23 protein-coding genes are annotated in these 25,803 nt (G+C 45.3%); 12 read left to right on the top strand and 11 right to left on the bottom strand.

What is annotated here, in order from left to right; translation table 11 throughout:
* Positions 1–10: 10 nt before the first annotated feature.
* From J7I42_RS18950 to J7I42_RS18925, 6 genes are all read left to right on the top strand, one after another.
* Positions 11–1,195 (top strand): DUF4959 domain-containing protein, encoded by a 1,185-nt coding sequence (locus J7I42_RS18950; protein WP_209140416.1) that lies wholly within the window; start codon positions 11–13, stop codon positions 1,193–1,195.
* Between the two features lie 42 nt (positions 1,196–1,237).
* A complete protein-coding gene (locus tag J7I42_RS18945) occupies positions 1,238–2,455 on the top strand; it encodes a DUF4998 domain-containing protein (protein WP_209140415.1) in 1,218 nt (405 codons plus the stop codon).
* A gap of 23 nt (positions 2,456–2,478) precedes the next feature.
* Complete coding sequence (locus J7I42_RS18940) at positions 2,479–4,833, top strand: glycoside hydrolase family 95 protein (protein ID WP_209140414.1); 2,355 nt, start codon at positions 2,479–2,481, stop codon at positions 4,831–4,833.
* Positions 4,834–5,071: 238 nt separating this feature from the next.
* On the top strand, positions 5,072–7,045 hold the full coding sequence (locus tag J7I42_RS18935; protein WP_209140413.1) for a sialate O-acetylesterase: 1,974 nt from the start codon (positions 5,072–5,074) through the stop codon (positions 7,043–7,045).
* A 19-nt stretch (positions 7,046–7,064) separates the two neighbouring features.
* Positions 7,065–9,263 carry an alpha-galactosidase gene (locus J7I42_RS18930; RefSeq protein ID WP_209140412.1) on the top strand — a complete coding sequence of 733 codons (2,199 nt, stop codon included), beginning with the start codon at positions 7,065–7,067 and terminating at the stop codon, positions 9,261–9,263.
* 33 nt (positions 9,264–9,296) lie between these two features.
* Complete coding sequence (locus J7I42_RS18925) at positions 9,297–10,304, top strand: bile acid:sodium symporter family protein (protein WP_209140411.1); 1,008 nt, start codon at positions 9,297–9,299, stop codon at positions 10,302–10,304.
* On the opposite strand, the gene ygiD is transcribed toward J7I42_RS18925, so the two are convergent.
* The 4 genes from ygiD to J7I42_RS18905 form a co-directional block, all read right to left on the bottom strand.
* Positions 10,301–11,182, bottom strand: coding sequence for a 4,5-DOPA-extradiol-dioxygenase (gene ygiD / locus J7I42_RS18920; protein ID WP_209140410.1), 882 nt, complete (start codon positions 11,180–11,182; stop codon positions 10,301–10,303). The two genes, J7I42_RS18925 and ygiD, sit on opposite strands and share 4 nt — an antisense overlap.
* Complete coding sequence (locus J7I42_RS18915; RefSeq protein ID WP_209140409.1) at positions 11,183–11,767, bottom strand: ester cyclase; 585 nt, start codon at positions 11,765–11,767, stop codon at positions 11,183–11,185.
* 30 nt (positions 11,768–11,797) lie between these two features.
* Positions 11,798–12,460, bottom strand: a complete 663-nt coding sequence (locus J7I42_RS18910) for an NADPH-dependent F420 reductase (protein ID WP_209140408.1) — start codon at positions 12,458–12,460, stop codon at positions 11,798–11,800.
* Positions 12,461–12,586: 126 nt separating this feature from the next.
* The gene (locus J7I42_RS18905; protein WP_209140407.1) at positions 12,587–13,168 is read right to left on the bottom strand and encodes a Crp/Fnr family transcriptional regulator; all 582 of its coding nucleotides are present in this window, start codon (positions 13,166–13,168) and stop codon (positions 12,587–12,589) included.
* A gap of 159 nt (positions 13,169–13,327) precedes the next feature.
* Here J7I42_RS18905 and J7I42_RS18900 point away from each other — a divergent pair, with 159 nt between their 5' ends.
* The gene (locus J7I42_RS18900) at positions 13,328–13,468 is read left to right on the top strand and encodes a hypothetical protein (protein ID WP_209140406.1); all 141 of its coding nucleotides are present in this window, start codon (positions 13,328–13,330) and stop codon (positions 13,466–13,468) included.
* A 132-nt stretch (positions 13,469–13,600) separates the two neighbouring features.
* On the top strand, positions 13,601–14,197 hold the full coding sequence (locus tag J7I42_RS18895; RefSeq protein ID WP_209140405.1) for a Crp/Fnr family transcriptional regulator: 597 nt from the start codon (positions 13,601–13,603) through the stop codon (positions 14,195–14,197).
* 105 nt (positions 14,198–14,302) lie between these two features.
* Here the strand turns inward: J7I42_RS18895 and J7I42_RS18890 are convergent, their stop codons facing one another.
* The 4 genes from J7I42_RS18890 to J7I42_RS18875 are packed head-to-tail and all read right to left on the bottom strand — an operon-like array spanning position 14,303 to position 17,848.
* On the bottom strand, positions 14,303–14,662 hold the full coding sequence (locus tag J7I42_RS18890; protein ID WP_209140404.1) for an SxtJ family membrane protein: 360 nt from the start codon (positions 14,660–14,662) through the stop codon (positions 14,303–14,305).
* Positions 14,663–14,667: 5 nt separating this feature from the next.
* Complete coding sequence (locus J7I42_RS18885) at positions 14,668–14,814, bottom strand: DUF5989 family protein (RefSeq protein WP_209140403.1); 147 nt, start codon at positions 14,812–14,814, stop codon at positions 14,668–14,670.
* A gap of 30 nt (positions 14,815–14,844) precedes the next feature.
* On the bottom strand, positions 14,845–16,740 hold the full coding sequence (locus J7I42_RS18880) for a carbamoyltransferase family protein (protein WP_209140402.1): 1,896 nt from the start codon (positions 16,738–16,740) through the stop codon (positions 14,845–14,847).
* The gene (locus J7I42_RS18875; RefSeq protein ID WP_209140401.1) at positions 16,733–17,848 is read right to left on the bottom strand and encodes an SGNH/GDSL hydrolase family protein; all 1,116 of its coding nucleotides are present in this window, start codon (positions 17,846–17,848) and stop codon (positions 16,733–16,735) included. The genes J7I42_RS18880 and J7I42_RS18875 overlap by 8 nt, the downstream gene beginning before the upstream one ends.
* Positions 17,849–18,020: 172 nt before the next feature.
* Between J7I42_RS18875 and J7I42_RS18870 the strand changes: the two genes are divergently transcribed.
* From J7I42_RS18870 to J7I42_RS18855, 4 genes are all read left to right on the top strand, one after another.
* On the top strand, positions 18,021–19,022 hold the full coding sequence (locus J7I42_RS18870; RefSeq protein WP_209140400.1) for a sensor histidine kinase: 1,002 nt from the start codon (positions 18,021–18,023) through the stop codon (positions 19,020–19,022).
* The gene (locus J7I42_RS18865) at positions 19,019–19,726 is read left to right on the top strand and encodes a LytR/AlgR family response regulator transcription factor (protein WP_209140399.1); all 708 of its coding nucleotides are present in this window, start codon (positions 19,019–19,021) and stop codon (positions 19,724–19,726) included. Before J7I42_RS18870 ends, J7I42_RS18865 begins: the two co-directional genes overlap by 4 nt.
* Before the next feature lie 153 nt (positions 19,727–19,879).
* Positions 19,880–20,140 carry a hypothetical protein gene (locus tag J7I42_RS18860; protein ID WP_209140398.1) on the top strand — a complete coding sequence of 87 codons (261 nt, stop codon included), beginning with the start codon at positions 19,880–19,882 and terminating at the stop codon, positions 20,138–20,140.
* 10 nt (positions 20,141–20,150) lie between these two features.
* Positions 20,151–20,354, top strand: coding sequence for a hypothetical protein (locus J7I42_RS18855; protein WP_209140397.1), 204 nt, complete (start codon positions 20,151–20,153; stop codon positions 20,352–20,354).
* A gap of 213 nt (positions 20,355–20,567) precedes the next feature.
* Here the strand turns inward: J7I42_RS18855 and J7I42_RS18850 are convergent, their stop codons facing one another.
* From J7I42_RS18850 to J7I42_RS18840, 3 genes are read right to left on the bottom strand one after another with little or no spacing between them, the layout of a single operon-like run.
* Positions 20,568–22,577: an OmpA family protein gene (locus J7I42_RS18850; protein ID WP_209140396.1), complete on the bottom strand. Its 2,010-nt coding sequence runs from the start codon at positions 22,575–22,577 to the stop codon at positions 20,568–20,570.
* 9 nt (positions 22,578–22,586) lie between these two features.
* Positions 22,587–23,612: a PorP/SprF family type IX secretion system membrane protein gene (locus tag J7I42_RS18845; RefSeq protein ID WP_209140395.1), complete on the bottom strand. Its 1,026-nt coding sequence runs from the start codon at positions 23,610–23,612 to the stop codon at positions 22,587–22,589.
* A gap of 36 nt (positions 23,613–23,648) precedes the next feature.
* Positions 23,649–25,574: a gliding motility-associated C-terminal domain-containing protein gene (locus J7I42_RS18840; RefSeq protein ID WP_209140394.1), complete on the bottom strand. Its 1,926-nt coding sequence runs from the start codon at positions 25,572–25,574 to the stop codon at positions 23,649–23,651.
* Positions 25,575–25,803 lie beyond the last annotated feature (229 nt).

Raw genomic sequence — 25,803 nt, 5'->3', positions numbered from 1 at the left:
ATTATTAGATATGAAAAGACACACATTAGTAATAGCTGCGCTGCTACTCCTGACAGGAGTATGGAGTTGCAAAAAAGAAGATGTGAATGGTATAACGCCGGGCGGTGGCGGTACGCCCGGTAAAGTGAGTAACGTGATTGTGAAAAATGAGCATGGGGCCGCAACGATCTCTTATGCGTTGCCCGGCGATGAAGATCTGTTGTATATAAAAGCAGTATACACCTTGCCAAACGGTACACGACGGGAGGTGAAATCTTCTTTTTATTCCAATCAGCTGCGGGTGGATGGTTTTGCCGATACCCTGAAACATTCCATTCAGTTGTACGCCGTAAACAGAAGTGAAACAGCAGGTGACTCGGTTGAAGTACAGGTGCAACCATTGGTGTCGCATATTCAACTGGTATACCGCAACCTCACCGTTCGGGCTACGGCAGGTGGGATAAGAGTACGTTCGCTAAACCCCTATAAAGGCGATGTAGTAATTGTGCCCCTGGTCGATTCTATGAACACGGGTGAATGGAAAAGCCTTGACAATATCTACACCAGCGACTCGGCCATTGGCGTAAGCATAAGAGGCCTTACACCGGTTCAAAAGAAATTTGCATTGTGCGTTCGCGACCGTTGGCTGAACCATACTGATACGTTGTATGCCACGCTTACACCTTTACAGGAATTGATCATCAATAAAAACGACTATTCCGTTTATCAGTGTGATAATGATACAAAAATGTCGTGGGGTACCACAGTTGATCTGATGTGGAAAGGATTGATGAGTAACGAATGGCCCTGTTTATACACCGATGAAAGCTCTGGTGTGGCCACCACCTTTACTTGGAGTGTGGGTACTTCGCCGGTTAAATTAACCCGGTTCAACCTGCTTACCCGCAAAGAAGGCGCTTTGTGGTATTCAAAAGGAAGCCCGCGCCGTTTTGAAATATATGGCTCCAACAATCCTACACACGATGGCGACTGGAGTAAATGGACAAAAATACTTACCTGTGAAGTAGTAAAACCAAGCGGTTTGCCATTAGGGACGGAAAACAATGCTGATAATGTGGCGGCGAGCACCGGGTTTACCTTTGACTTTGATGAGGATACACCGCCCTATCAATACCTGCGGTTGAAATGTTTACAAAACTGGATGGGGTCTTACTTTATTGAGATCCAGAATATGTCGATGTGGAAAACCAATTAACAGCGCTAGTGTGTTTATTTTTTAAAAGCTAAAATCAAGTTCATGAAACAATATATTATCAGCATACGATTAGTGTTGTTGATCGCTTTATTGGGCGGCATGGTGGTTTCGTGCAAAAAGATGGATGATTACAAAAAGTTTGCTGAAGGCGGAGAGATCGTGTATCCGGCAACTTTTGATTCATTAAAGGTGATCCCGGGAAATGGCCGGGTTATGATCACGGGTTTATTGGCTGGTCTTCCCAATATAACTAAATTTCGGGTGTACTGGAACGATGGACTTGATTCCCTGGAAACGTCCATTGTGCGCAAGGAGAAAATAGATACCATAAAACAGATCATCCCTAATTTACCTGAAGGCCCCAAAACTTTTACTATTCGTACGTACGACGATAAAGGCAACCGGTCGATACCCATGACCATTACGGGTAATGTTTATGGCGCCAATTTCCAGGCCTCCGTAAATGAGCGGGGCAACCGGGCGGTATTTAATTCGATCTTTACCAAAGAGGGTGCGGCGCAGATCACCCTGGCCGATGTAGATGCTTATGTGAACGTACTGGGTATGCATGTTCGGTATTACGATGCCAATGATAATGTACGCGATACGGTTATTCCGGTAAAATTAAAAGACCAGGTTGCCATAGTGCCCGGTGTTAGTGTTTATAGACCCATTACATATAATACGCTATACCTGCCCGAACGAGTAGGGATAGATACTTTTACTGTGACGGCTAAGACGCTCCCTGCTTTTACAGAAGTAACTTTATTAAATAACATTCATCCTGTAGCTAATAAAGCCAATGACGGCAATCGCTGGGCTACCTTGCGTGATTGGATCAGCAATGATGCCGTCTTGAATCATAATGTTAATGGCGCCTGGTATGGCGGTACTGATAAATCAAATGATGCTAAAATATATTTTGAAGCAGGATGGGGCGCGCCAGCCATTGCCAATGGAAAAATATACCAGGTATGTACTTTGCCACCCGGGAACTACAGTTATGAAGGGGAGGTTGATTGGTGGTATGCAGGATCTAAAAATGACACCTATCTGATAGCTGCACCTGGCGCCAACGGATTGCCAGACGTTAGTAACCTTGGCAGCGCTATTTCCTATAAAAGAGTAGACAATGGTTCAAGAGTAATAAGTACATTTACATTAACCCAGCAAACCACGCTTTCGTTGGGATTGGTACTGGATATGGCGGATGATGGCGAAGCCATGCGCTTCAACAGTTTACGATTATACATAAAATAAGTTTTGTTTTCAATACCATCCTGATGTACAACAGCAGCACAATCCGTATTGGGAAACTATCTTTATTACTGTTATTGGTTGTAGGCAATGCGCAGGCGCAAACAAACAAAGAATTGCGTTTGTGGTATGATAAGCCGGCGGCGCAATGGGAAGAGACCCTGCCGCTGGGTAATGGCCGGCTGGGTATGATGCCCGATGGGGGCGTAATGCAGGAGAATATTGTTCTTAATGATATTACGCTGTGGTCTGGTGCGCCCCAGGATGCCAATAACTATGAGGCGAACAAAAAACTGCCGGAAATACAGCAACTGCTGCTTGCCGGAAAGAATGATGAGGCGCAGGCGCTGATCGATAAAGATTTCATTTGTACCGGTAAGGGGTCTGGTGCCGAGCCCTTTGGCTGTTATCAAACCCTGGGCCGTTTGGGCATTGCCTTTAACTATGATGGTACTGCCAATGTTCCGGTAACCAATTACAGCAGACAGTTATCGCTCCATAATGCCTTGGCCACCTGTTCTTATAAAGTGGGCGATGTTACTTATAAAAGAGAGTACTTCACCAGTTTTGGTAACGACGTGGGCATTGTTAAACTGACCGCCAGCGAGGCCGGTAAATTGAATGTTGAGGTATCACTGTCGCGGGAAGAAAAAGCATCGGTTACGGTTACCGGCAACAGACTGGAAATTGCCGGTCAACTGGAGAATGGCACCAATGGAAAAGGAATGCAATATGCCGCTTTAGTGTCGGTAAAACTAATAGGGGGCAGCCTATCAACTGTCAACAACAAACTGGTGGTAAAAAATGCCACGGAAGCCGTGCTGTTCTTTTCTGCTAAAACCAGTTTTAAGGATGCGGCATATCGGCAGCATGTGCAGCAATTGCTTGATAACGCCATGCTGGTTGCATATGATGCGGAGAAGAAAAAACATGTAAGCAATTATGGTAAGCTGTTCAACCGGTTACAGGTTGATCTGGGTTCATCCGGTGCTGACGAATTGCCTACTGACCAACGGCTGGAGAAGTTTTATAATGCCACCACACCCGATAACCGGTTAACGGTGCTGTTTTATCAGTATAGCCGATACCTTTCTATCAGCAGTACCCGGGTTGGTCTATTACCGCCCAATTTACAGGGGTTGTGGGCGCATGAGGTGCATACACCCTGGAATGGGGATTACCACCTTGATGTAAATGTGCAAATGAATCACTGGGGCGTTGAACCGGCCAACCTATCAGAGCTGAATCTGCCACTGGCAGACCTGGTGGGGGAAATGGGCCCACATGGTGAACGTACCGCTAAAGCCTATTATAATGCAAAGGGGTGGGTAGCACATGTGATCACCAATCCCTGGCTGTTTACCGAACCAGGCGAAAGCGCTTCCTGGGGTGTTACCAAAGCAGGTTCGGGTTGGCTGTGTAACAATCTGTGGGACCACTATGCTTTTTCTAACGACATCACTTACCTGAAAAAGATCTATCCGGTGCTGAAAGGAAGTGCCTTATTTTATTCCGATATACTTATTAAAGACCCGGAAACCGGATGGCTGGTCACGGCCCCTTCCTCTTCCCCGGAAAATTCTTTTTATATGTCCGGCAACAGCGGCAAATCTGCCAGCATTTGTCTGGGCGCCACTATCGATAACCAGATCATTCGAGAACTGTTCAACAATGTGATCATCGCCTCGGAACAATTGGCTATAGATGAGCCGTTCAGAAAAGAATTGAAAGAAAAGTTGAAGCAGATACCACCGGTGGCGCAGGTCGCGGCCGATGGCCGGGTGATGGAATGGTTAAAAGATTATAAGGAAACCGACCCGCAGCACCGGCACATTTCGCATTTGTATGGGTTGTACCCGGCTAGCCTGATCACTCCTTCGCAAACGCCTGAGTTGGCTGAAGCCTGTAAGCGATCACTGAATGTGCGCGGTGATGATGGGCCCAGTTGGTCCATCGCCTATAAACAATTGTTCTGGGCCCGGCTGCACGATGGCAACCGTGCTTACAAACTGTTCCGCGAGATCATGAAACCAACCCGTAAAACAGGGATCAATTACGGTGCTGGCGGCGGAGTATACCCGAATTTATTATCTGCCGGTCCGCCATTCCAGATCGATGGTAACTTTGGGGCAGGCGCCGGTATTGCCGAAATGTTATTGCAAAGTCATGAGGGATATATCAATTTACTGCCTGCTATTCCCAATGAATGGAAAGGGGGAGGATCGGTGAAGGGGATGAAAGCGAGAGGAAATATTACCGTTGATTTTAGTTGGAAGGATGGAGTTGTTACCGGGTATAAGCTTTATTCTCCGAAGAAGCAGGTGGTTAAAGTGATGCTCAATGGAACTTTGAAAGACGCGGAAGTTGGAAGTAAGAAGTAGGTTGACCAGTTGATCAGGTAGCCAGGAAGGCAAGTTGAAATAGTTGATAGGGATGATGGAGGGGAAGTTAATAAGTGCTTAAGTTATTAGGTTATTGAGTTTTGGGTTTGGGTGCCGAGCCGCAGGCGAGATGCCGTACTAGTTCAGACCGATTAAGGCCAGGATTCCGCAATTAGGGCATTTGCCGATTCACGTTTGCCGATTCACGATTGCCGATTGCCGAAAAACGAAATGCATCATGATAAAAACGATTGTCTTTTGCTCACAAATGCTTCTTGCATTGAACTTAGCTGCCCAGGTTAAGTTACCAACAATCTTTGGCGACAGCATGGTGCTTCAACGGAATGCGCCATTGAGCGTGTGGGGCTGGGCTGCACCAGCTGAGACCATAACAGTACAATTTCATCAACAGCAAAGATCAGTAAAGGCCGATGCAAATGGTAATTGGCAAGCCGTAATGGCACCAGAGCAAGCAGGTGGGCCTTATGACCTGCAGGTAAAGGGAAAAACAACTATCACGCTGCATGGCATCCTGATGGGCGATGTATGGGTATGCGCCGGCCAGTCGAACATGGAAATGCCGGTGAAAGGCTGGTCGCAGGTAGTAAATGCTGACCAGGAAATTGCCGCAGCCAATTATCCCTCCATCCGGTTATTTACAGTAGAAAAAAATGTACAGGGCAAACCGATCGAGGAGGTGAAAGGCGGCGCCTGGCAAACCTGCAATCCGCAAAACATTCCGCCCTTTTCAGCAGTAGGCTACTTCTTTGGAAGAGCCCTGAACCAACAGCTGCATGTTCCTATCGGGCTTATCAACTCTACCTGGGGCGGTACCGATATAGAAAGCTGGATCAGTCGAAAGGGGTTTGAAAGTGAACCTTATTACAACTGGCTTACAGCAATAACGCCGGAAAAAAGCACCGCCGAATTAACTGCCCTGAAAGACCAGCAAATGCAAGTCTACCTGGAGTCGTTGCAATTAAATAATATTGATACCGCAACCATAAAGCAATGGCCATCGGTTGATCTGGATGATAGTAAATGGCGTCCGATGCATGTGCCTGAAGTATGGGAGAGCCAATTGCCCGGACCGAAGTTCGATGGTGTTATCTGGTATAGAAAAGAGATCAATGTAGAGGAAGCCGATGCCGGTAAGCCAGTCATGTTGCAACTGGCTATGATCGATGATAATGATGTTACTTACGTAAACGGTGTACAGGTGGGGGCAACAGAGGGGTATAATATTAAGCGAGTGTATAACATACCCGGTTCCCTGCTGAAGAAAGGAAAAAATATAATTGCTGTTCGGGTACAGGATACCGGTGGTGGCGGTGGTATCTATGGTGAAACGGATGATTGTGCCCTGACGATTGACGGCAGGAAAATCTCGTTAGCCGGTTCATGGAAGTTCCGCATTGAATCTATGCAAACAAGCAAAGGTATTGGCCCAAATGATTATCCCAGTGTATTGTACAATGGGATGATCAGTCCGATCATAAAAATGGCCATTAAGGGCGCCATTTGGTACCAGGGTGAAAATAATGCCGGTCGCGCCTATGAATACCGCAAAGCAATGCCATTGCTTATTAACGACTGGCGCATGCGCTGGAAACAACCTGCCATGCCATTTTATTTTGTACAGCTTACCAGTTTTAATAGTGCCAATGGTAATAGCAACAAGGGCAGCAACTGGGCTGAATTGCGGGAGGCGCAGGCTATGGCCACCACCTTGCCTAATACCGGGATGGTCGTTACTATTGATATCGGGGAGCCCGGCGATATTCATCCCCATAACAAACAGGATGTAGGTAAGCGCCTGGCTTTACTGGCGTTACAAAAAACATACGGTAAACAAGGCGTTGCTTCAGGGCCGGTGTACAAGAATATGCAGGTGAATGGCAACAGCGTTACTATACAGTTTACAAACACCGATAAAGGATTAATGGGGGTCAACAACGAAGTGACCGGATTTGAAGTAGCGGGCGCCGACCAGCATTTTTATCCGGCCAAAGCAGCCATTGCAGGCACTGCTGTTATGGTTTCCGCGCCGGAAGTAACCACCCCCGTGGCTGTGCGTTATGCCTGGGCCGATGACGATAGCAAGGCCAATCTGTTTAATGGTGCAGGATTGCCGGCAGCACCCTTCCGTACCGACAACTGGAGATCAATTACAGCTGAAAACAAATATGCACCACCACTTACGCAAAAATAAAAAACCTTTAATCTGTTACATGCAAAAGAATACGCGCAGTTTGATAGGAATAGCAGCCATTACCTTATTTACTTTTTTACAGCAGGATGTGTTTTCTCAAAACGTGACCATACCCCTGGAAACACAACATAATGCGTTGGTGTTACAAACCAATGCCAGCAACAACCTGGGCATTATTTATCTGGGGGCCAGGCTGACCGATAATAAAGAATACGAATCCATTTCGGCCATGTACAGGCAAACTAAGGAATATACCGGGGTTTCGAATGCGGCGTATGCTTCATCGGGCTCGCGCAATTTGTTTGAGCCTGCCATCACCGTAGCCCATGCCGATGGCAATACTTCGCTTGATCTGCAATATGTAAAGCACGACACAAAAAAGCTGGATGACAATACTTCGCTTGTTACCATCGTAATGAAAGATCCTGTGTATGATTTTGAAGTAAAGTTGTTTTATAAAACGTTTTTCAAGGAAGATGTAACCGAACAGTGGAGTGAGATCAGGCATAACGAGAAGGGCAATGTGGTGTTGCAAAAGTTTGCGTCTGCTAATTTGTACCTGAAAGCAGAAAGTTTCTGGTTGCGTCAGTATCATGGCGACTGGGCCAAAGAAATGCAACCCGAGGAAAACCGGCTTACTCATGGCATAAAAACACTCGATTCAAAACTGGGTACCCGGGCCGATCTGTTTCAACCGCCGGTATTTATGGTGTCGCTGAACAAACCTGCCACCGAAGATGAAGGCGATGTGTTGTATGGCGCGCTGGAATGGAGCGGTAATTTCAAGATCGATCTCGAACTCGATAACCAGGATAACCTGCGCATCATTGCCGGAGTGAACAACCATGCTTCGCCGTATAGCTTACAACCGGGTGAAGTATTTACTACCCCTGCATTTTTAACGGTGTTGTCGCATAAAGGAAAAGGCGAAGCCAGCCGTCAATTGCAAGCCTGGGCGCGTAACTATAAACTACTTGATGGAAAGGGAAACCGTCTTACGTTGTTGAACAACTGGGAGAGCACCTATTTTGATTTCAATGAAACGAAGTTAAAAGCGTTGTTGAAAGATACCAAAGAGCTGGGTGTTGATCTGTTCCTGCTCGATGATGGCTGGTTTGCCAATAAATATCCGCGTAATGACGATCATGCCGGATTAGGCGACTGGCAGGAAAATAAGTCGAAGCTGCCCAATGGCATTGCCTCGTTGGTAAGTGAGGCGCAGGCTAATGAGGTAAAATTTGGGATTTGGGTAGAACCCGAAATGGTGAACCCAAAAAGTGAATTGTATGAGAAACATCCCGACTGGGTGGTGAAGCAACCCAAGCGGCCGGAATATTATTTCAGGAACCAGTTGGTGCTCGATCTCACCAATCCGCAGGTGCAGGATTTTGTATTTAATGTGATCGATAACCTGTTTACCAGGAACCCTAACCTGGCGTATATAAAATGGGATTGTAATGCTGTTATATACCATGCATATTCGGCCCATTTGACCAATCAGGCCCATTTTTATTTACAGTATGTACAGGGATTGTACAGTGTGTTGCAAAAGATAAGAAAGAAATATCCAACTGTACCCATGATGTTATGCTCGGGTGGGGGTGGACGCGTTGATTATGCGGCCCTGCAATACTTTACCGAGTTCTGGCCCAGTGATAATACAGACCCGTTGGAACGCATTTTTATGCAATGGGAATATTCTTATTTCTATCCGGCCATCAGCACATCGAACCATGTGACCGATTGGGGCAAACAACCTATCAAATACAGAACAGATGTAGCCATGATGGGTAAGCTGGGTTTTGATATTGTGGTAAGCAAACTGAATGCAAATGATCTCCGGTTCTGTCAGGATGCGTTAAAAACGTATAATGCCTTCAAGCCAATCATTTGGCAGGGTGATCAATACCGATTGCAGGACCCACGGGATAATTCAGTAGCTGCCGTGCTGTATTTGAATGGAGAAAAGAATGCCGGGATTGTCTTTAATTATTTAGTGAGCGACCGTTACGGTGCGGGCAGTGAGCGGCCTGTTCGAATGAAGGGCCTCGATCCGAAAAAACGCTATCAGCTGAAGGAATTGAACCTGTATCCTGGTACTAAGTCAACCATTGCCGATAAAACATATTCAGGTGAATTTTTGATGACAGTTGGATACAACCCTGATGTAAAAGCACGCCGGGCCAGTGTGGTATTGGAGTTAAAGGCAGTGGAGTAGGAGATAAAAATCCGGTTGTATCTTGCAGTTCTTATGGCAAATAAAGTAGCAAAGCTATTAGGTCGGTTTGGACTGGATTGGTTTATCTTATCCCTGATCGGAATGATCATCCTGGCCTCGCAATTTCCCGGTCCGGGTATTGCAAAGGGGCCATTTTCTATATCTTCTTTAGCCAACCTGGGTATTTCATTTATCTTTTTCTTTTATGGTTTGAAGTTAAACCGGAAGAAACTGGTAGCAGGTTTGAGCAACTGGCGTTTGCATATTTTGGTACAGGCAGGAACGTTTATCCTGTTTCCGGTGCTGTTGTTGTTGCTACGGCCTTTGCTCGATCACGGAAATACCCAGGTGTTATGGCTGGGTAGTTTTTTTCTGGCAGCATTGCCTTCCACAGTTTCTTCTTCCGTAGTGATGGTGTCTATCGCCAATGGCAATATTCCTGCGGCTATTTTCAATGCCAGTATTTCCAGCCTGATGGGCATTTTTATTACACCGGTCTGGATGGCGGTGGTAACCGGTGGCCAGCAAAATCATCTGGATATGAGCGATGTGGTGACTAAACTGTTATTACAGATCCTGTTGCCGGTAATAGCGGGTTTGTTGTTGAACCCAACACTGTTGGGGCAAATAGCAGAGAAGTATAACAAGCAATTAAAGTATTTCGATCAATTAGTTATTCTCTCCATTGTATATACCGCCTTCAGCGATTCATTCGATAAACATATGTTCAGCAACCTGGGCATAGGAGAATTATTTATCCTGGGTGTCTGTGTACTGGCCTTATTCTTTCTGGTGTACTTTATTATCAATAACATTGCCCGTTTGCTGCATTTCAACCGGGAAGACAGGATCACGGCCACTTTTTGTGGTTCCAAAAAATCACTGATCCACGGGACCGTAATGGCAAAGGTGATCTTTATGAACAATCCGCTCCTGGGTATTTTGCTGTTGCCGGTAATGTTGTACCACGCCCTGCAATTGATCACCGTAAGTATCATTGCACAGGGCATGGCGCGAAAGCATAAGGTGGGACACTCTTAACCCAGCTTAACAGAGGTCATGGTGAGGGAGCCACCAACGGCTTTGTCATTGAAAAATGATACATTGTCTTTCGGTCCCTTCAATCCCAACGTATACAACAATGGCAGATAGTGTTCTGGCGTGGGAATGGCCAGCAATGCATCTCTGCCCAACTCACTAAAATTGATCAATGGTTTATGATTGCCATCCAGGATCAATGATTTGAATGTAGAGTTGAGGTTAATTGCCCAATCGTAGCCATAGTTTTCTTCATTCAATTTATCCCAGGCTACCATTCTCAGATTGTGTACCATGTTGCCGCTTCCAATGATCAATACGCCTTTTTTGCGCAGGCTGTACAATTCTTTCGCCAGGTCATAATGGTATTGCGGTCCTTTGGAATAATCGATGCTCAATTGCAATACAGGGATTGTTGCATCGGGATACATATGACGAACGATGGTCCAGGTGCCATGGTCCAGGCCCCAGTCGTGGTTCAGTTCAACCTGTGTGCTGGTGATCAAACCGGCTGTTTCCTTTGCCAGTAACGGATCGCCAGGGGCGGGGTATTGTACTTCAAATAACTCCCTGGGAAAACCACCAAAATCGTGGATCGTTGGGGGAAAGTCCATGGCTGTTATTTTCGTGCCTTTCGTAAACCAGTGGGCCGAGACCACCAATACTGCTTTTGGTGTTGGGATCTCTTTGGCCATTTGCGTCCACCGGCGACTGAATTCTGTATCCTCAATTCCATTCATGGGCGAACCGTGCCCCACAAACAACACCGGCATTAGCTGATCCTGTTCAGGTAAACTATTGGTGAAATTGTTAAATGCTGACAAGGTTGTCATGCCTACTGCTCCTTTTATGATATTTTGTATGAAATGTTTTCTCTCCATTTACTGCAATCCTATTTGTTTTGCATAGGTTTGGTTATCCCAGAAAAGATGTTCTTCCTTCATCACCCCGTTTTCCCAAATACCAATGGTAGCCATGGGCATTTTGAAAGCTTTGCCGGTTGGTTGAATGAATTTGCCATTCCCAACAGGCATGGGTTTGGTAAAAGTACCTTCAAAGACGCCTGTTGCCAAGGTATAGTTGCCAGAGCCAAATTTTATTGGGTGTTCCTTAATACGGGTATCGGGTGCATATACAAATAATTTCTTCAGGTCCTCGATGTGAACGTCAATACCCTGTGCCATATGCCCATCGGGCCAGAATACTTTAATGTCCGGGGCATGACTTTCTTTTAAGCGGTCCCATTTTTGATTGCTAAAGACATCAAAATCCAGCTCATCGAATTTCTTCAGGTTGGAAGAAATGGTGTCGTTGGCTGCCACTAAATCCATTGCAATTTTTTTCAGGCTATCAATGTTTTCGGTAGAGCTGTTTGTTGCATTGGGTGCATGTTGACAGCTCAGAAAAGCACTTATAGTTACGAAGCCAAGCGCCATCCAAAGCGAATAAAGGGTTGTCTTTTTCATGTTATACTTTTTAAATGATTGAATGGGTGATCAGTTATGTAATACTTTCCAACCAGCTACCCAGTTGTAGTTATATTTCATGGTTAATTGAATTAGTAACAAAGCCATGTTCTCTAATGTTCGGCTCCAGGGTAATTCACCGGCCACTAATGGGTTCAACCCGATTGCTTTCGCTAATGCTGAAACGGTATCCAGCGACTGGGCATCATTGCCGGCAATAAGCGTGTCAATCTGTTTGCCATCAATGATGGTATTGGCAAAATCGGCAGCAAATACGGTATTGAAAGCTTTTACCACTTTTGAATTAGGTAACAGTTGTTGCAGATGCTCCGCGGCACTGGTGTCGGGTGAAGTAACCAGTCCGCTGTAAGTCTCATTTAATGGGTTGGAAATGCTGATCACGATCTTCTGGTTAGCCACCTCTTTTATTTTGGCCGCTATTTCTTTCTCAGCAGCATAAGGCAGGGCAAGGAGGATGATGTCTGCTTCCCAGGAAGCATTGGTAGGGCATTCCATAGCCTCCACTTCAGCGGCGGGGTTTCCTTTTTTTATGTCTTCCACCAGGCTTTTCACTTTGTCTGTATGTTGGGCAAAAAGCAGTAATCTGTTATTGGTTTTTGATAATGATTTAGCAATGCCAGAACCCATGTTACCAGTAGCGCCTATAATTGCAATAGTTTGTTTTGTGCTCATGATGTTGTTTTTGATAACACAAAACTACTACAGCGGGGAGCCTGGCTCCAATGCTTCCAGGCAAGAAATAATATTGCTTTTGATCAATGAAAAACGTTGATTTTTGTCAACGGTTTCTATAACAGGCTATTTACGGTTGCTGATCCGGCTTCGTACGCGGCTCAAGGTTTCGGCGGAGAGTCCCATAAAGGAAGCGATCATATGCTGGGGAATCCGTTGAAAAAGGGTGGGATACATTTGGTTAAATGCCAGGTAACGTTCTTCCAGCGGCAGGCTGATCATATAAGTGGTGCGGCGTTGCAGGGCCATATAGGCATCGGTCATCAACAGCCGGATATATGTTTCGTATTTAGGCATCGTTTGCAACAGCTCGTCATGGGCCTGTTTGCTGAGCAATATGAGTTCGCAATCTTCCAGGGCATCAATATTCCAGGTGGCGGGTTCTGCCTTGATAAAGCTGTACAGGTCGCCCAGCGTCCAGCCCTCCAGGGCAAAGGCCGTTATATGTTCATCACCGGTCTCATCGAGTACATAGGCCCGTAAGGCGCCTTTCTCCACAAAGCAAATGCTTTTGCATACATCGCCTTCCTGCAGGAAGTATTGTTTTCGGCGTAGCTTTTTGGGGGTAAGGTATTGTTTTACGAATGCTTCTTCTTCGGCGGTAAGGGCTACTTTTTCGTTGAATTTCCGGAAGAATAAGTCGTACATAGGCATTATGTTATTGTAATACGCGAATATACCAAATGCAGGCATTCTGTATCATTACCGTACACCAACCGCCTGGTTTTGCACAGGGGATGATCATTTACCGATCTGAAAGAATGACCAACGGATCCCAACCGGTCGAAAGATTTTGCACAGGTAAAAATGAAAGTGAGAAGAGCTGCAAAACAGAATGAGCGATTTGCTATTAATATAGAGAACCAAAAAAACGGCGGCATAGTTACTTTTTCCTGGGATGAAACAGAAGTTTTTGCTTCCTTCCTGATCCTGAGCTTGAGTAAATAAATTAGTTAATTGCTTGTTAAGCAATCTGTTTTATATATGATTCATATTAAATTACTATTGATTACAATAGTCTTGCTGAAATCTTTTTTGCACTTGTTTGCACAAATTCAAATTTCCATGTAAAATTGTATCATGTCTATGGTAGCAGAAATGGGCCTGTATAACTACCTCTTAACAAAGAATATTCCGGGGGTAAAAGAGAAGACTGCTTTTCATACAATAAAAAAAGGAACCTGGTTGTACGGGGCGCCCCAGCGTTTTACAGATATTTATGAGATCATTAGCGGCGCTGTAAAACTGGGCCGCCTATCGCCCAAAGGAAAAGAATGCGTGTATGAGATCGTAACGCCAGGTGAATTTTTTGGTAACCTTGCCTTTCTGCCCGATGCGCCTTTTAATGAATTCAGCAAAACACTAACAGCTACTGAGATCCGTTCTTACGATCTTAATTTTTTAAAGCATTTGATGACGCATGACCCGGAAGTAGCGGAATTATTCTACGGTAAGATCGTTGAACGCTGGAACAAAACGGAGTCCCTACTTTTTTATATTCGCTCTTACGAACCAAGAAAGCGTATTGAAATGCTGCAGGCAGCCATGCATAAAAAGATCATGACCGCTGTAAACAGAGAGGTCTTCCTCGACAAAATAATCTCTTTACAGGATATGGCCGACCTCACTGCTACTACCCGTCAACTGGTAGCCGATACGTTGCATTCTGCTTTGTAAGTGGTGAGTGGTGAATTGTGAGTTGACTCGCTATTTTTTTTAATTCCGAATATTCGCGAACCTACTCACCGGTGGTCGCTCCGATTCATTGGGACGCTTTTTTTATTACCATACATTATCGAGGCTTTCCGGGGTATAAGTAAAGTTCCTCTCTTTAAAATAAGAGTTGTTCCCCGCCTTCGTTTGCACGCTATTTTTCCCAAAAGCTTTAAACAGGAACGATATAGGCACCAGTATTATAAAAAAAATAAGCGTAAGAATGATCTTGCTTGTCACGAACCCCAGTCCTTCCGCGAGCTTCATCCATACAACATGGACCTTTTCTGCCAATGAGGGAATAAACAGACCAATAAACCCCAGGATCATTGCGGATAGAAAAAAGTAACTATTATTAGTGGTCCGGTAAAAGACCATCAGGGCCAATACCAAAACCAGTATAGTTTCCAGTGTTTTGTTCCTGGTCATAGTGTTTAAAATAAGGTGTAGATAAATGGCGCGAGTGCAGTTCCGCCCAGGATAATTAAAAGGCCCAGCAACAATAGTACAATGATAAGGGGGGCCAGCCACCATTTCTTCCTTGCTTTTAAAAAGGTCCAGATATCTTTTAACGTTTCCATTGTTGAGTGTTTGCTTTGTTGAATGAAGGATCAATCCAGTGTGAATTCACGTTTCCAGTCAGATCTTTCCTGCCATTCGGGTTGGTCTTTTTTGCAAAAAATAAAGTTACCCATTATTAAATAATCCATACCGGTTCGCATAAAACAGCGGTATGCCTCTTCAGGGGTATTAACAACCGGTTCGCCACGCACATTAAAACTCGTGTTGATCATTACAGCACAACCTGTTTGCCGTTTAAAGGCATGCAGCAGTTTCCAGAAACGGGGGTTAGTCTCTTTATGTACTGTTTGTATCCGGGCTGAATGATCGATGTGGGTGATGGCCGGCAAATTACTGCGTTGAAAATACAATTTATCTAACAGGCCTTTATGTTCATAGCCTGGCGGATAGGGGAGCTGTCTTTCTTTTTTTATGGGCTTCACCAGTAACATATACGGCGAGGCTCCTTCATATTCAAAGTAACTGGCAACTTCTTCTGCCAGAACTACGGGTGCAAAGGGCCGGAAGCTTTCCCGGAATTTGATCTGTTCGTTCAGCTTCTTTTGCATTTGCGGATCGCGGGCGTCGGCGAGGATGCTTCTGGCACCCAACGCGCGTGGACCGAATTCCATTCGGCCCTGATGCCAGCCTATTATATTTTTTTCCGCTATTAAGCGGGCTGTTTCATTTAATAAGGCTTCTTCTTCCTGGAACTGTGTATAGGGAGCCCCGTACTTTCTTGCCACGGCAAGTATTTCCAGACTGCTGTATTCGGGTCCCAGATAAGAGCCTTGCAGGTTGTCCATATCTGTTGCAGGTACCTTTCGTTCCCCATCAAAATAAATATGGTGTGCGGCCAACGCTGCACCCAATGCGCCGCCAGCATCACCGGCGGCCGGTTGAATGAACAGTTGGTTGAAGATACGGGCATCGTCCAGCTTCCCATTGGCTACACAATTTAAGGCTACACCACCGGCCATGCATAAAGCGGTTGCCCCTGTAAGCTTTTTAGCTTCCCGGGCAAGGTTCAATACAATTTCCTCTGTTACCTCCTGGATAGCCAGGGCAAGGTCGCAATGGTGTTGTTCCAGGGGCGTTTCCTGTTGGCGACGGGGAAAACCAAACAAAGTCTGCCATTTATTATCGTACACCATCCGGTCACCGGTAGCATAACTAAAATATTCCTGGTTCAGGAATATTGATCCATCTGCTTTCACATCAACCAGCTGCCGGGTGATAATGCCTTTAAATCGCTTTACCTGCTCAGAACCCGGATTGCCATAGGGAGCAAGCCCCATTAATTTATACTCGCCAGAATTGACCTTAAAGCCGCAATAATAGGTAAACGAAGAATATAATAGACCCAGAGAATGTGGGAAATGCAATTCTTTCAGGATGGTGATCTTGTTACCGTCTCCTATGCCAATAGAAGCGGTAGCCCATTCACCCACACCATCAATGGTTAAAATAGCCGCCTTGTCAAAGGGGGACGCATAAAAGGCACTGGCGGCATGCGAAAGATGATGTTCGGTAAATAAGAGGCGCACTTTCTTCTTATCAATTTTTTCAATGCTGTTCAATGCCTCCCGGATATTTTTTTTCAGGAACAATTTCTCTTTGATCCATACGGGCATCGCCATCATAAAGGATTTCCATCCTTTGGGTGCAAATGCGTAATAGGTTTCCAGCAACCGTTCAAATTTCAGCAGTGGTTTATCGTAAAATACAATTGCATCTATTTCATGGAGGCTACGCCCCGCATATTCAAGACAGAATTTAACGGCATTGGAAGGGAATGCGGCATCATGCTTTTTTCTGGTGAATCGTTCCTCCTGCGCTGCCGCGATAATATTGCCATCTTCGATGATGGCCGCAGCGGAATCATGGTAGAAGGCCGAAATACCTAGGATTGTTTTTGGGGCGGCCTTCTCGCTCATTTTATTCATACGCAAAAGAATGAAAATTGCGGGAAATAACAGATTTTAGCTCCGGGGTTATGATCTCGGCCACTTTCAACGCTCCGGTATTGGTAAAATGCGCGCCATCATAAAAATAGCTGCTGTTTTTCGGCAATAGGGTGGACAAATCGATCAGGGGAACATTTTTCTGCGCACAAACATGTCTCGTCACATCATTATAAAGTTCCAGTACGGCTAACAAACAACGTCCATTCATCTCCTGCCCTGTGTCGAATGTTTCGAGGTTTACCCCTGTAACAGGATCATTTCCCCGTCCGAACAAGATGGCCTGCGTCATAAACACCGGCATGATGCCATACTGTTTGCAGGTATCTATCAACTGCCCCAGCCGTTGTTGGTAGCTGGTCAGATATTTTTGCTGTTGCCCCTTACGCACTGCGATCTGTTGATCGGTCATTATTTTGACCTTGCCTTTTGACAGATCGATCATCGTGTTGGTCGTATTATTCATTTTCTGCGCTCGCCAGCCCCTCACCAGGTTCAGCCCCAGGTTCAAGACCTCGCTGTTATTGAAAATATAATGTTTCAGGTCTGAATACCCGCCTTTCCTGTTCAATTCGTCATGAAAGGTAGGCTGATCATTTTCCATGTCATTTATACCTGCATAGAACAGGATCATTTTGGGTTTGAGCTTGATCAGATAATCGTTCAGCAATACCTGGTGGCCAAAAGAGGAATGTCCATCAAACCCGGCATTATTAAGCCACAGGTTTTTAAAGTAAGGGTTTAGCTGCTGCCCAAGCTGGTAAGGCCAGGTTTTATTATCTGCCAGAAAATGGCATTCGGTAGTACTTCCTCCAACGGTTAAAATGGTGAGGTGATCGTTCCAGGTAGCAGGTTTTTCCGGCCCTCGGAAACCCAGGCTGTTTCTGGAATTTGTTATGACTGGGTCCAGTTTGGGGTTGATCTTATTGTTAATGATCTGCTTTTGGTTAATTGGCAGCAATATCTGATTGCCCCGGATCCTGAAATTTAAAGGGTTATATATGCGCAATAAAATTTCCAGAAGAGCAAATACCACAATAAAAAGATAGAGGGAGTAGAGGATTTTCCGGCGCAGTGAAGAATTTGCCATTCAGGTAATACAGATATAGAATTAGGGCCAAATATAGCTAAAAAACAAATACCCTGTTTGCGGCCTTTACTGCCCCTTTTATCTCCTCTACTCATATTACCTTTTTGTCTACGCATTGATGTTGTATACCGCATTACGGCTTAATTTACAGGGCATTGGTAAATTTGATGTAATGACACCGGCACAACCTGCTTTTTCCTCAAAATGGATCCATACGGCCGTATGGATATTGCTGTTGGGCGTCCCCGGCTTTTTGTTATGGGACACGCGCTTTTTTGGGTTGTCGGTCACTTTTTACCTGTTGACCACCCTGTATCATATTGGCCTGTTTTATTTTAATGCCTTTTACCTGTATCCCAAACTGTTGAATAAAAGGACCTGGTGGTTGTACCTCATTTGCCTGGTGGCCATCGTTTGTATTTCCGGTTTTGCCAAAGTGTTCTTTTTGCAGCTTAATCCCGGGTTTCAGATTACTCCCATTAACCGCCGGCTGATCTTTTTCCCATTGGTGCCGTTTTTATTTGCCAGCATTATTTACCGCCTGATTTATGACCGCATTCGGTTTGAAAGAATGGAAAAAGAAGCCCGTGCGCAACGGCTGGATGCCGAGTTGAAATTATTGCGATCACAGGTGAGCCCGCATTTTTTATTCAATATGCTCACCAATATGGTATCCATGGCCCGCCTGCAATCGAACCTGCTGGAACCTTCTTTGATCCGGTTGTCGGAGTTGTTGCGGTACATGTTGTATGAAAGCAATGAAGAAAAAATTGCCATTGCCAAGGAAATAGAACAAATAGAGAACTATGTTTCGCTGCAGCAGTTGCGGTTTGGAGAAGATGTGGCCATTTCGCTGGAAATTCAAAACGATTACCCCGAAAGAATGATAGAACCCATGCTGTTGGTGCCGTTTATCGAGAACGCCTTTAAACATGGCATTGGCATGGTAAAGGACCCGTTTATACATATAACCCTTGTTGTAAAAGAACATCAACTCGATTTTAGGGTGGTGAACAATTATAATGCGGCAAATCTGTCTAAGGACAGGCATTCAGGTATTGGCCTTAACAATGTAAAGAACAGGCTGGAGCTGTTGTATGCGAACAATTACCAGTTAAACATAGTCAACAAGGGCGGCATTTATTCCCTTCATTTAAATTGTAAACTGTTATGATGCGTTGTATTGCCGTCGATGATGAAAAATGGGTGTTGGACCTGCTGGTTGATAATATCAGCCGGGTGCCTTTTTTACAATTGGTGGGCCGTTGTAAAAATGCCCTGGAAGCTACGGAAATGTTACACCGCGAAGACGTGGACCTTGTTTTTCTGGATATTCAAATGCCCGGACTGGATGGCATTCAATTCGTGCAATCACTGCAACACCCGCCCATGATCATTTTTGTTACCGCGTATAAAGAACATGCCTGGGAAGGTTTTGAACTGGCAGCTGTTGACTATCTGTTAAAACCTGTTTCGTTCGAACGTTTTTTAAAGGCCTGCAACAAGGCGCAGGAATTATTCCGCCTGCAACAAAAAGCAACCACCACCAAAGAACTGCCGTCCTCGTTTTTTGTATATGTTGAATACAATCAGATAAAGATCAATATAAATGAGATCGTGTATATAGAAGGGATGAAGGATTATGTGAAGATACATGTGATCACAACTACCAAACCCGTGATCACCAAAATGAGCTTAAAGGCACTGGAAGATAAATTACTCCCATACCGGCTGGTGCGCATACATAAATCCTACATTATTGCCGCCGATAAAGTAACAGCGGTTAAACGTGATATCATTTGTTTGGGCAGCATTGAATTACCGCTTAGTGAAAGTTATAGGGCGGCTGTTGAAGCGGTACTTCCCCTTAATAAGTAAGCTTGTCTACACATCTTCCTCCTTCCTCTACTCACGCCGGGAACAGCTAAGCCATGGGGGTAGCTTTGTATCGTACTCTGAGCGGAGTCGAAGAGTCGGTAAAAGGCCCTGAGCGAAGTCGAAGGGCCATTTCTTAAATCTAAAATTTAGTGTATGTTCCCGTTATTCATTTTATTACGTGTGCTTTTTATAGCCTGTATGGTATTTATTATTGGCGCCATTTTCGGCAATTTTTCGCAAAGAAGAACACTCAGTGTTTTTAGTAAGGTAGCCGCCATTCTGGTGATCGTATTGTTTTTCGCTACTACCGGGTTGAGTATGCGTTTTGGCTGGAACCGGTATCGCGATTACCGCGGCCATCATTATTATGAACGTTGTGACCGTTTACCTGCCGATTCAACTGTAAATAAATAAACCTAGATCTATGAAAGCATCAACCGAAAGGAAGATAATCCGGTTGTTACACATCGTGTTGAGCATTCCTATTCTTGGTTATATATACGGTCCATTGGCCACCATGCCGCGCCAGTCCATGGTAGTAAAATGGATCATTATGCCAGTACTGATCCTTTCAGGCTTTTGGTTATGGAAGGGGCATTTACTGCGCAAGCGACTGAGGAGGTGGTAAAACTGTGACATTATAGGGCAAGGACAATAGTGCGACAAGCCGTCGCACTATTGTAAAGATTTTGGCAACAAGCTGCTGCCAAGTTATCTTACAATGACACAAGCGGCCCAAAGCGGTTATAATAAAGTGTGATTACCTTTAAATACAATGGCACAAGCGGACGCTTGCGCCATTGTAGAGGTCCCAATGAGGGTATAATGAGGTATGGAGCTCTTATTCCTTGGTAATATTGATCAACGCACGCCGGTTCTTGCTACGTCCATCAGGATTATCACGGCCATTGATCAATTCCATTTCAAGCGGACAGCAGGCTCCGAATGATTCAAAGGTTATGCGACTGGCTGCAATGCCTTTTTGAATAAAGTACCCGGCACAGGCCCGCGCACGGTGGTCAGAAAGTATTGCATTGTACTCATTGCTACCCTTACCATCGGTATAACCGGAGATCTGCAAGGTAGCAGTAGGTATTTCCAGCAGTACATTGTATACGGAATCCAGTTTGCGTACCGCTTCCTTCTTCAGGTTATACATATCGAAGTCGAAGTAAACGGTAACAACATTCTCCGCGCGTAATATAAATTTTTTCTCAATGAAGATCTCTGTATTGAAATGCTGATCGGTGAGCAGATTGGAGTTGTCTGTTTTTTTGATGGCGACCAGCGCTGCCGTATCGCGGTAATTTTGTTTAGATACCGCCACGTTCTCATTGGTGAACGAATTATCTACGTTGTCAAATACATAATTACCGTTTATGTCGGTAGTGGTTTGTGTGGTTTTGCCATCAGGGGTTGTAAGCACCACATTGGCCTCAGGTATGGGCTTATGGGTCCTGGTGTCAAGCACCACACCGCTCATGCGGTTGTATTTGGGTAGTTTGTTTATGCGGTAGGTTTCCAGGCAGCAACCACTGCCTCTGTCAGAACCGATGAGGGCATCACTCAACAAGGCATTTTTTTCAAGGGCATAGAAATAAATATCATCCCTTGAGGAGTTAACCGGGTAACCTATATTTTCCGGCGTGCTCCAGGTAATGGTATTGCCCTGGGCAGAAAACAGATCAAAGCCCCCCATGCCCTGACGGCCATTGGTAGAGAATACCAGCGTATTGCTATTGCTGTGGTAAAAAGGCGCCTGTTCATCTCCGGTGGTATTAATGGTCCTGCCGGCATTCTCCGGTTCACCCACGCTGCCATCTCCATTAAGCGCTGCATACCAAATATCGAAACCACCGGTACCGCCTGGGCGGTCTGAGGTGAAATACAGGTATTTGCCGTCTGCCGTACAAAAGGGTTGCTTACTGCTGTATCCATTGGTGTTTATGCCGTCCACTAATTGTGGGGCTGACCAGCTTCCATTTACCTGTTTAATAACATAGATGTTCGATACAACCCGGCCGTTTTGTTTTTGCCATTGGGTAAAGTAAATGCTGTTGCCATTAGCAGTAATGTTGGCAGCACCCTGGTTCATCAACGGGCCTGCATCGGGTAATTTCAATTGGGTAATCTGGGTAAGCGTGTCATTATTCAGAACCGCCTGAAACAGGTGGCTGTTATTCGGGTTATAGCCTTTTATTTCCGGGGAGTCGGTTTTGGTCCTGCTGACCAGGTATTGATTACCCTGAATGGGGGTAACTGCGAAGGTGCCCCTTTCATAACTGTCGGGTATAGTGAGTTTTCTTAAGCGAGCCAACACGGTGTCGGGCCGGTCTATTTGTTTTTTGATATACAGCAAGGTGGCCCATTCCTGTTCAGCCGGCTCCATAAACTGTTTATGTGTATTGGTTGACTCCAGGTACTGGCGCAGGTTGTCAGATGCTTCCGCATATTGTCCCAGGCTGCGTTCGCACACGGCCATCCAGTATAATGCGTCAATATTGTCTGTACATTTTTTATAAGTAGAATCAGCTTGCAGCCAGTAATGCGCCAGGCGATAGCTTTCGGCCTGTTTGTACAAAACGGCTTCGCGGGATACCTTTTTAGGTAACCTGTAGTTTAGTTTACCTCTTTTTGAATATACGGGGAAAACCTCGTCATTCCGGGTATTGGCTGGTGGGTTCAACACCTGCTCATATAAATTAGCGGCTGTATAATATTCACCAGCGGCAAAATATTGATCGGCCAGTAACAGCGGATCTTTTGTTACCATTACCTGCTGGGCCCGGCAGGGTAACCAGCTGAGGCAGACAACCAGGCAAACTATTTTGAAAAATGTAAGCATTCGCATAGTAATCAATTAAAGTCTGGCACAACGGATAAAGTCAACAACGCTTCTTGTGCCCGACCGTTTAACGTAAGACAGGCTTAGTTCAAAACTGTTTACATTTTTAGTCATGGAACCCAGCTTCGAGTTATTCACGTCATAGCTCAGGCCAATGACAAAGTTTTTGTAATCAATACCTACATAAGGTGCTACCGCATCTTTACCGCGGTAATAACCACCCAGCATAAAATCGGTATCTGCATCAACGTTTATTTGTCCGTATACCCCAACCATGGCTTCAGAAGCGGTGCCCTGACGCATATACAGGATATGCGGAACAATGCGCGTGCGGTCCGATAAATTATAGCTTACGCCTCCATGGATCGAGTACCGCATGGGGATGGTATTCAATTCTGTGCTTTGGGTACTGATGATGGGGTCTTTTGGTTTATTAAGATGGTATATTGAAAAGCCGCCAAACGGGTTGAATTTCTTATCAGCTGCCGCATCAAAATACATAGCGCCGGCACCAATATCCAGTACCGTTGAAGAAGTATGGGAAAACGTTTCTGTGGTTGGGTTATTGGCAGAGTAGCCAGTGATGGGGTCCCATTGTTCTCCCCATTTGAATTTTGATTTGTTTACCCGGCGATTAATAATACCACCCTGCATGGCCAGCACAACATGGTGCCGCAGTGCAGGGCCGAATTTAATGCCGGTATAGGCAAAAGAGGCGGAGGTAGTAAGGTAGTTAAAACCACCATCACCAGCCGACTGATTCAACAGGTTTACACCTAACCCCACGTTCTTGTTGGTACGGGCATCGAATGAGAGACCCATAGTGCGGTAAGGATTGGTGATGCTTCCCCATTGGTTCCTGAAAATGCCGGACACCCGGTAGTCTCCATCGGCGCTGCCGGCCAGGGCCGGGTTCAGGTACATGGGGAATGTATAGTGTTGCGTAAAGTGCGGGTCTGTTTGTGCCACTGTTTTTCCAACAGATACAAGCAACAACCAGGCTGTGCACCAAACGGTTTGTATGATCAATTTTTTATTCATTGCAGTAGTAAAGTGTGGTTACAGGGATTGGGTTATTTATCGTACGATAGTAATAGAACCTTTCCTGTTTATCTGCCGTCCATCGGTAGTCATCGCTTTCAGGATATAAACATACACGCCTACCGGTTGTGGGCTGCCTTTGAACTTGCCATCCCAGCCCTGTTTTTTATCGGTTATGCTTATCATTTTCTGCCCCCACTGATTGAAAATATGCATCTCAAACGTGGCGATGTAATTGCTGTACACATATAAAAGGTCATTCTTGCCATCGCCATTGGGCGAAAATACATTGGGCACAAAGATGTCCTTATCAAGCGGCAGCACGGTTATTTTGTACGACTGGGTGGCGCCTATACAACCATTTACATAGGGGGTGGCGGTAACCACACCGGAAATGGGATCGTTGGTCATATTGGTGGCGGTGAACGAGGGTACCACGCCTGAGCCTGAACCTGCCAGTCCAATGCCCGGGTTGTTATTGTTCCAGTTGATACCTGTAACCGGAATATCTATCGGGAAATCGTAGTAGGGCAGGACCGCGCCATCGTACACCGAGGTGTCTTTTCTTACATTAATGATGGAAGGGACTGGGCTCACCTGGTAATCAAAAGACGCGTCAACAGCACACTGTCCCGTTGCCGGCTTAAAAGTATACAGGGCGGAATTTTGATCATCTACAATGGCTGGTGTCCAGGTGCCAGTGATCCCGTTTTTCGAAATGCCTGGTAACACTGGTGATCTTGCGTTTATACAGGCAGATTGGGAAGGCCCGAGTGAAAAAGTAGGTGTAAGTATCGGGTTCACCGTTACGGTTAACGTCATTTTAGGTGCACAGGGATCGCTGGTGCTTGTAAAAACGTAGGTTCCGCTTTTTGTATTGCTTACAACAGCCGGGGTCCAGGTGCCGGTCATGCCATTGTCGGTATTAGCGGGCAAAAGCGGCGCCGGATCACCATTACAAATGGTATCGACTGAATTGGGAAAATTATTGAATACGGGTGGTATGATGGGATTGACAGTCAATGTATAAGGCACGGGAATACCACATTGACTGGGATTATCGGGTGTGAACAGGTAGGTACCGGTATTATTGGGGTCAACCACTGCCGGGGTCCAGGTGCCGGTGATACCATTGGTGGACGTATTGGGCAGGGTTGGAACGCCATCGCCTTTACAGATAGAATGCGTGTTTTGAAAGGTAAAAACAGGTACTACAGTCGGATTTACGGTAAGCGAAAAAGTGGTACCCTTATAACAGCCGGGGGTGGTTTGCGTAAATACATAAGTGGCAGAACGGGTGGGGTCAACCACTGCCGGGGTCCAGAATCCGGTAATTCCGTTCGTTGATGTATTTGTTAATAGAGGTACAGTACCATTATTACAGATTATCTGGCTTTTCCCAAACGAAAATATCGGCTCCTCCTTGGCATTCACCGTCACAGTTAAAAAAGCTGGTCTGCCGCAAGGGCTAAACGGAGTAAATGTAAAGGTGTAAGTACCTGGTATTGTTGTATTTACCGTTGATGGGTTCCAGGTTCCACCATACCCTTCGAGTGAGACAGCGGGCAAAGTCGGCGCCGGGTCTCCTTCACATACATCCGGAATAGGGTTGAAGGTTGGTATTAAATACGGGTCTTGCAGGGGGACGATCTGCGTATAAGTCAACGTCGTTCCCCCGGAGGTGAATTTAAAATTGCGATAGCTTCCCTGCGATAAATTGGGGATCGTTAACTGACCTGACGCGTTTGTAAGTAAGGTAATCGGTCCTCTTGCTATACCATCTGCAGAATAGCTTACCTGATAGGAGGTATTGGCAGTAAATCCGTTAAAGGTAATTAACCCTTCAGATCCATGACAGGTGATAGGGTTGCCGCTTATTTGCAAGGTTACGGTTTGCGAATGGGCATAATTACAACATAGTGTAAGTATACACCCAATAAGTAGGTAGGGTAAAATTTTCATTTCAATGGCTAAAAGGGGTAATAGCTGGGGTGAATAATCAGGTCCTCAAGCCAGGTTTTAACAGCTAATTGCATAAAATCTGGTAAAAATAACAAAACCATTGAAAGCACCTAATATAAGTTGATATCCGTGCAGTTTTCGACCATACGTGTGTCATTTTTGATTATAAATGTGTAAGAAAAAAGGGAAATAAGGTGATATTTCAATAAAGCATAATCTGTCGTAACCT

Origin of the sequence: Niastella soli, from assembly GCF_017742245.1 — a bacterium.
GTDB classification, from domain to species: domain Bacteria; phylum Bacteroidota; class Bacteroidia; order Chitinophagales; family Chitinophagaceae; genus Niastella; species Niastella soli.
Note: the sequence above shows the minus strand (reverse complement) of the source record. Positions and strands in the feature narration are given on the sequence as shown.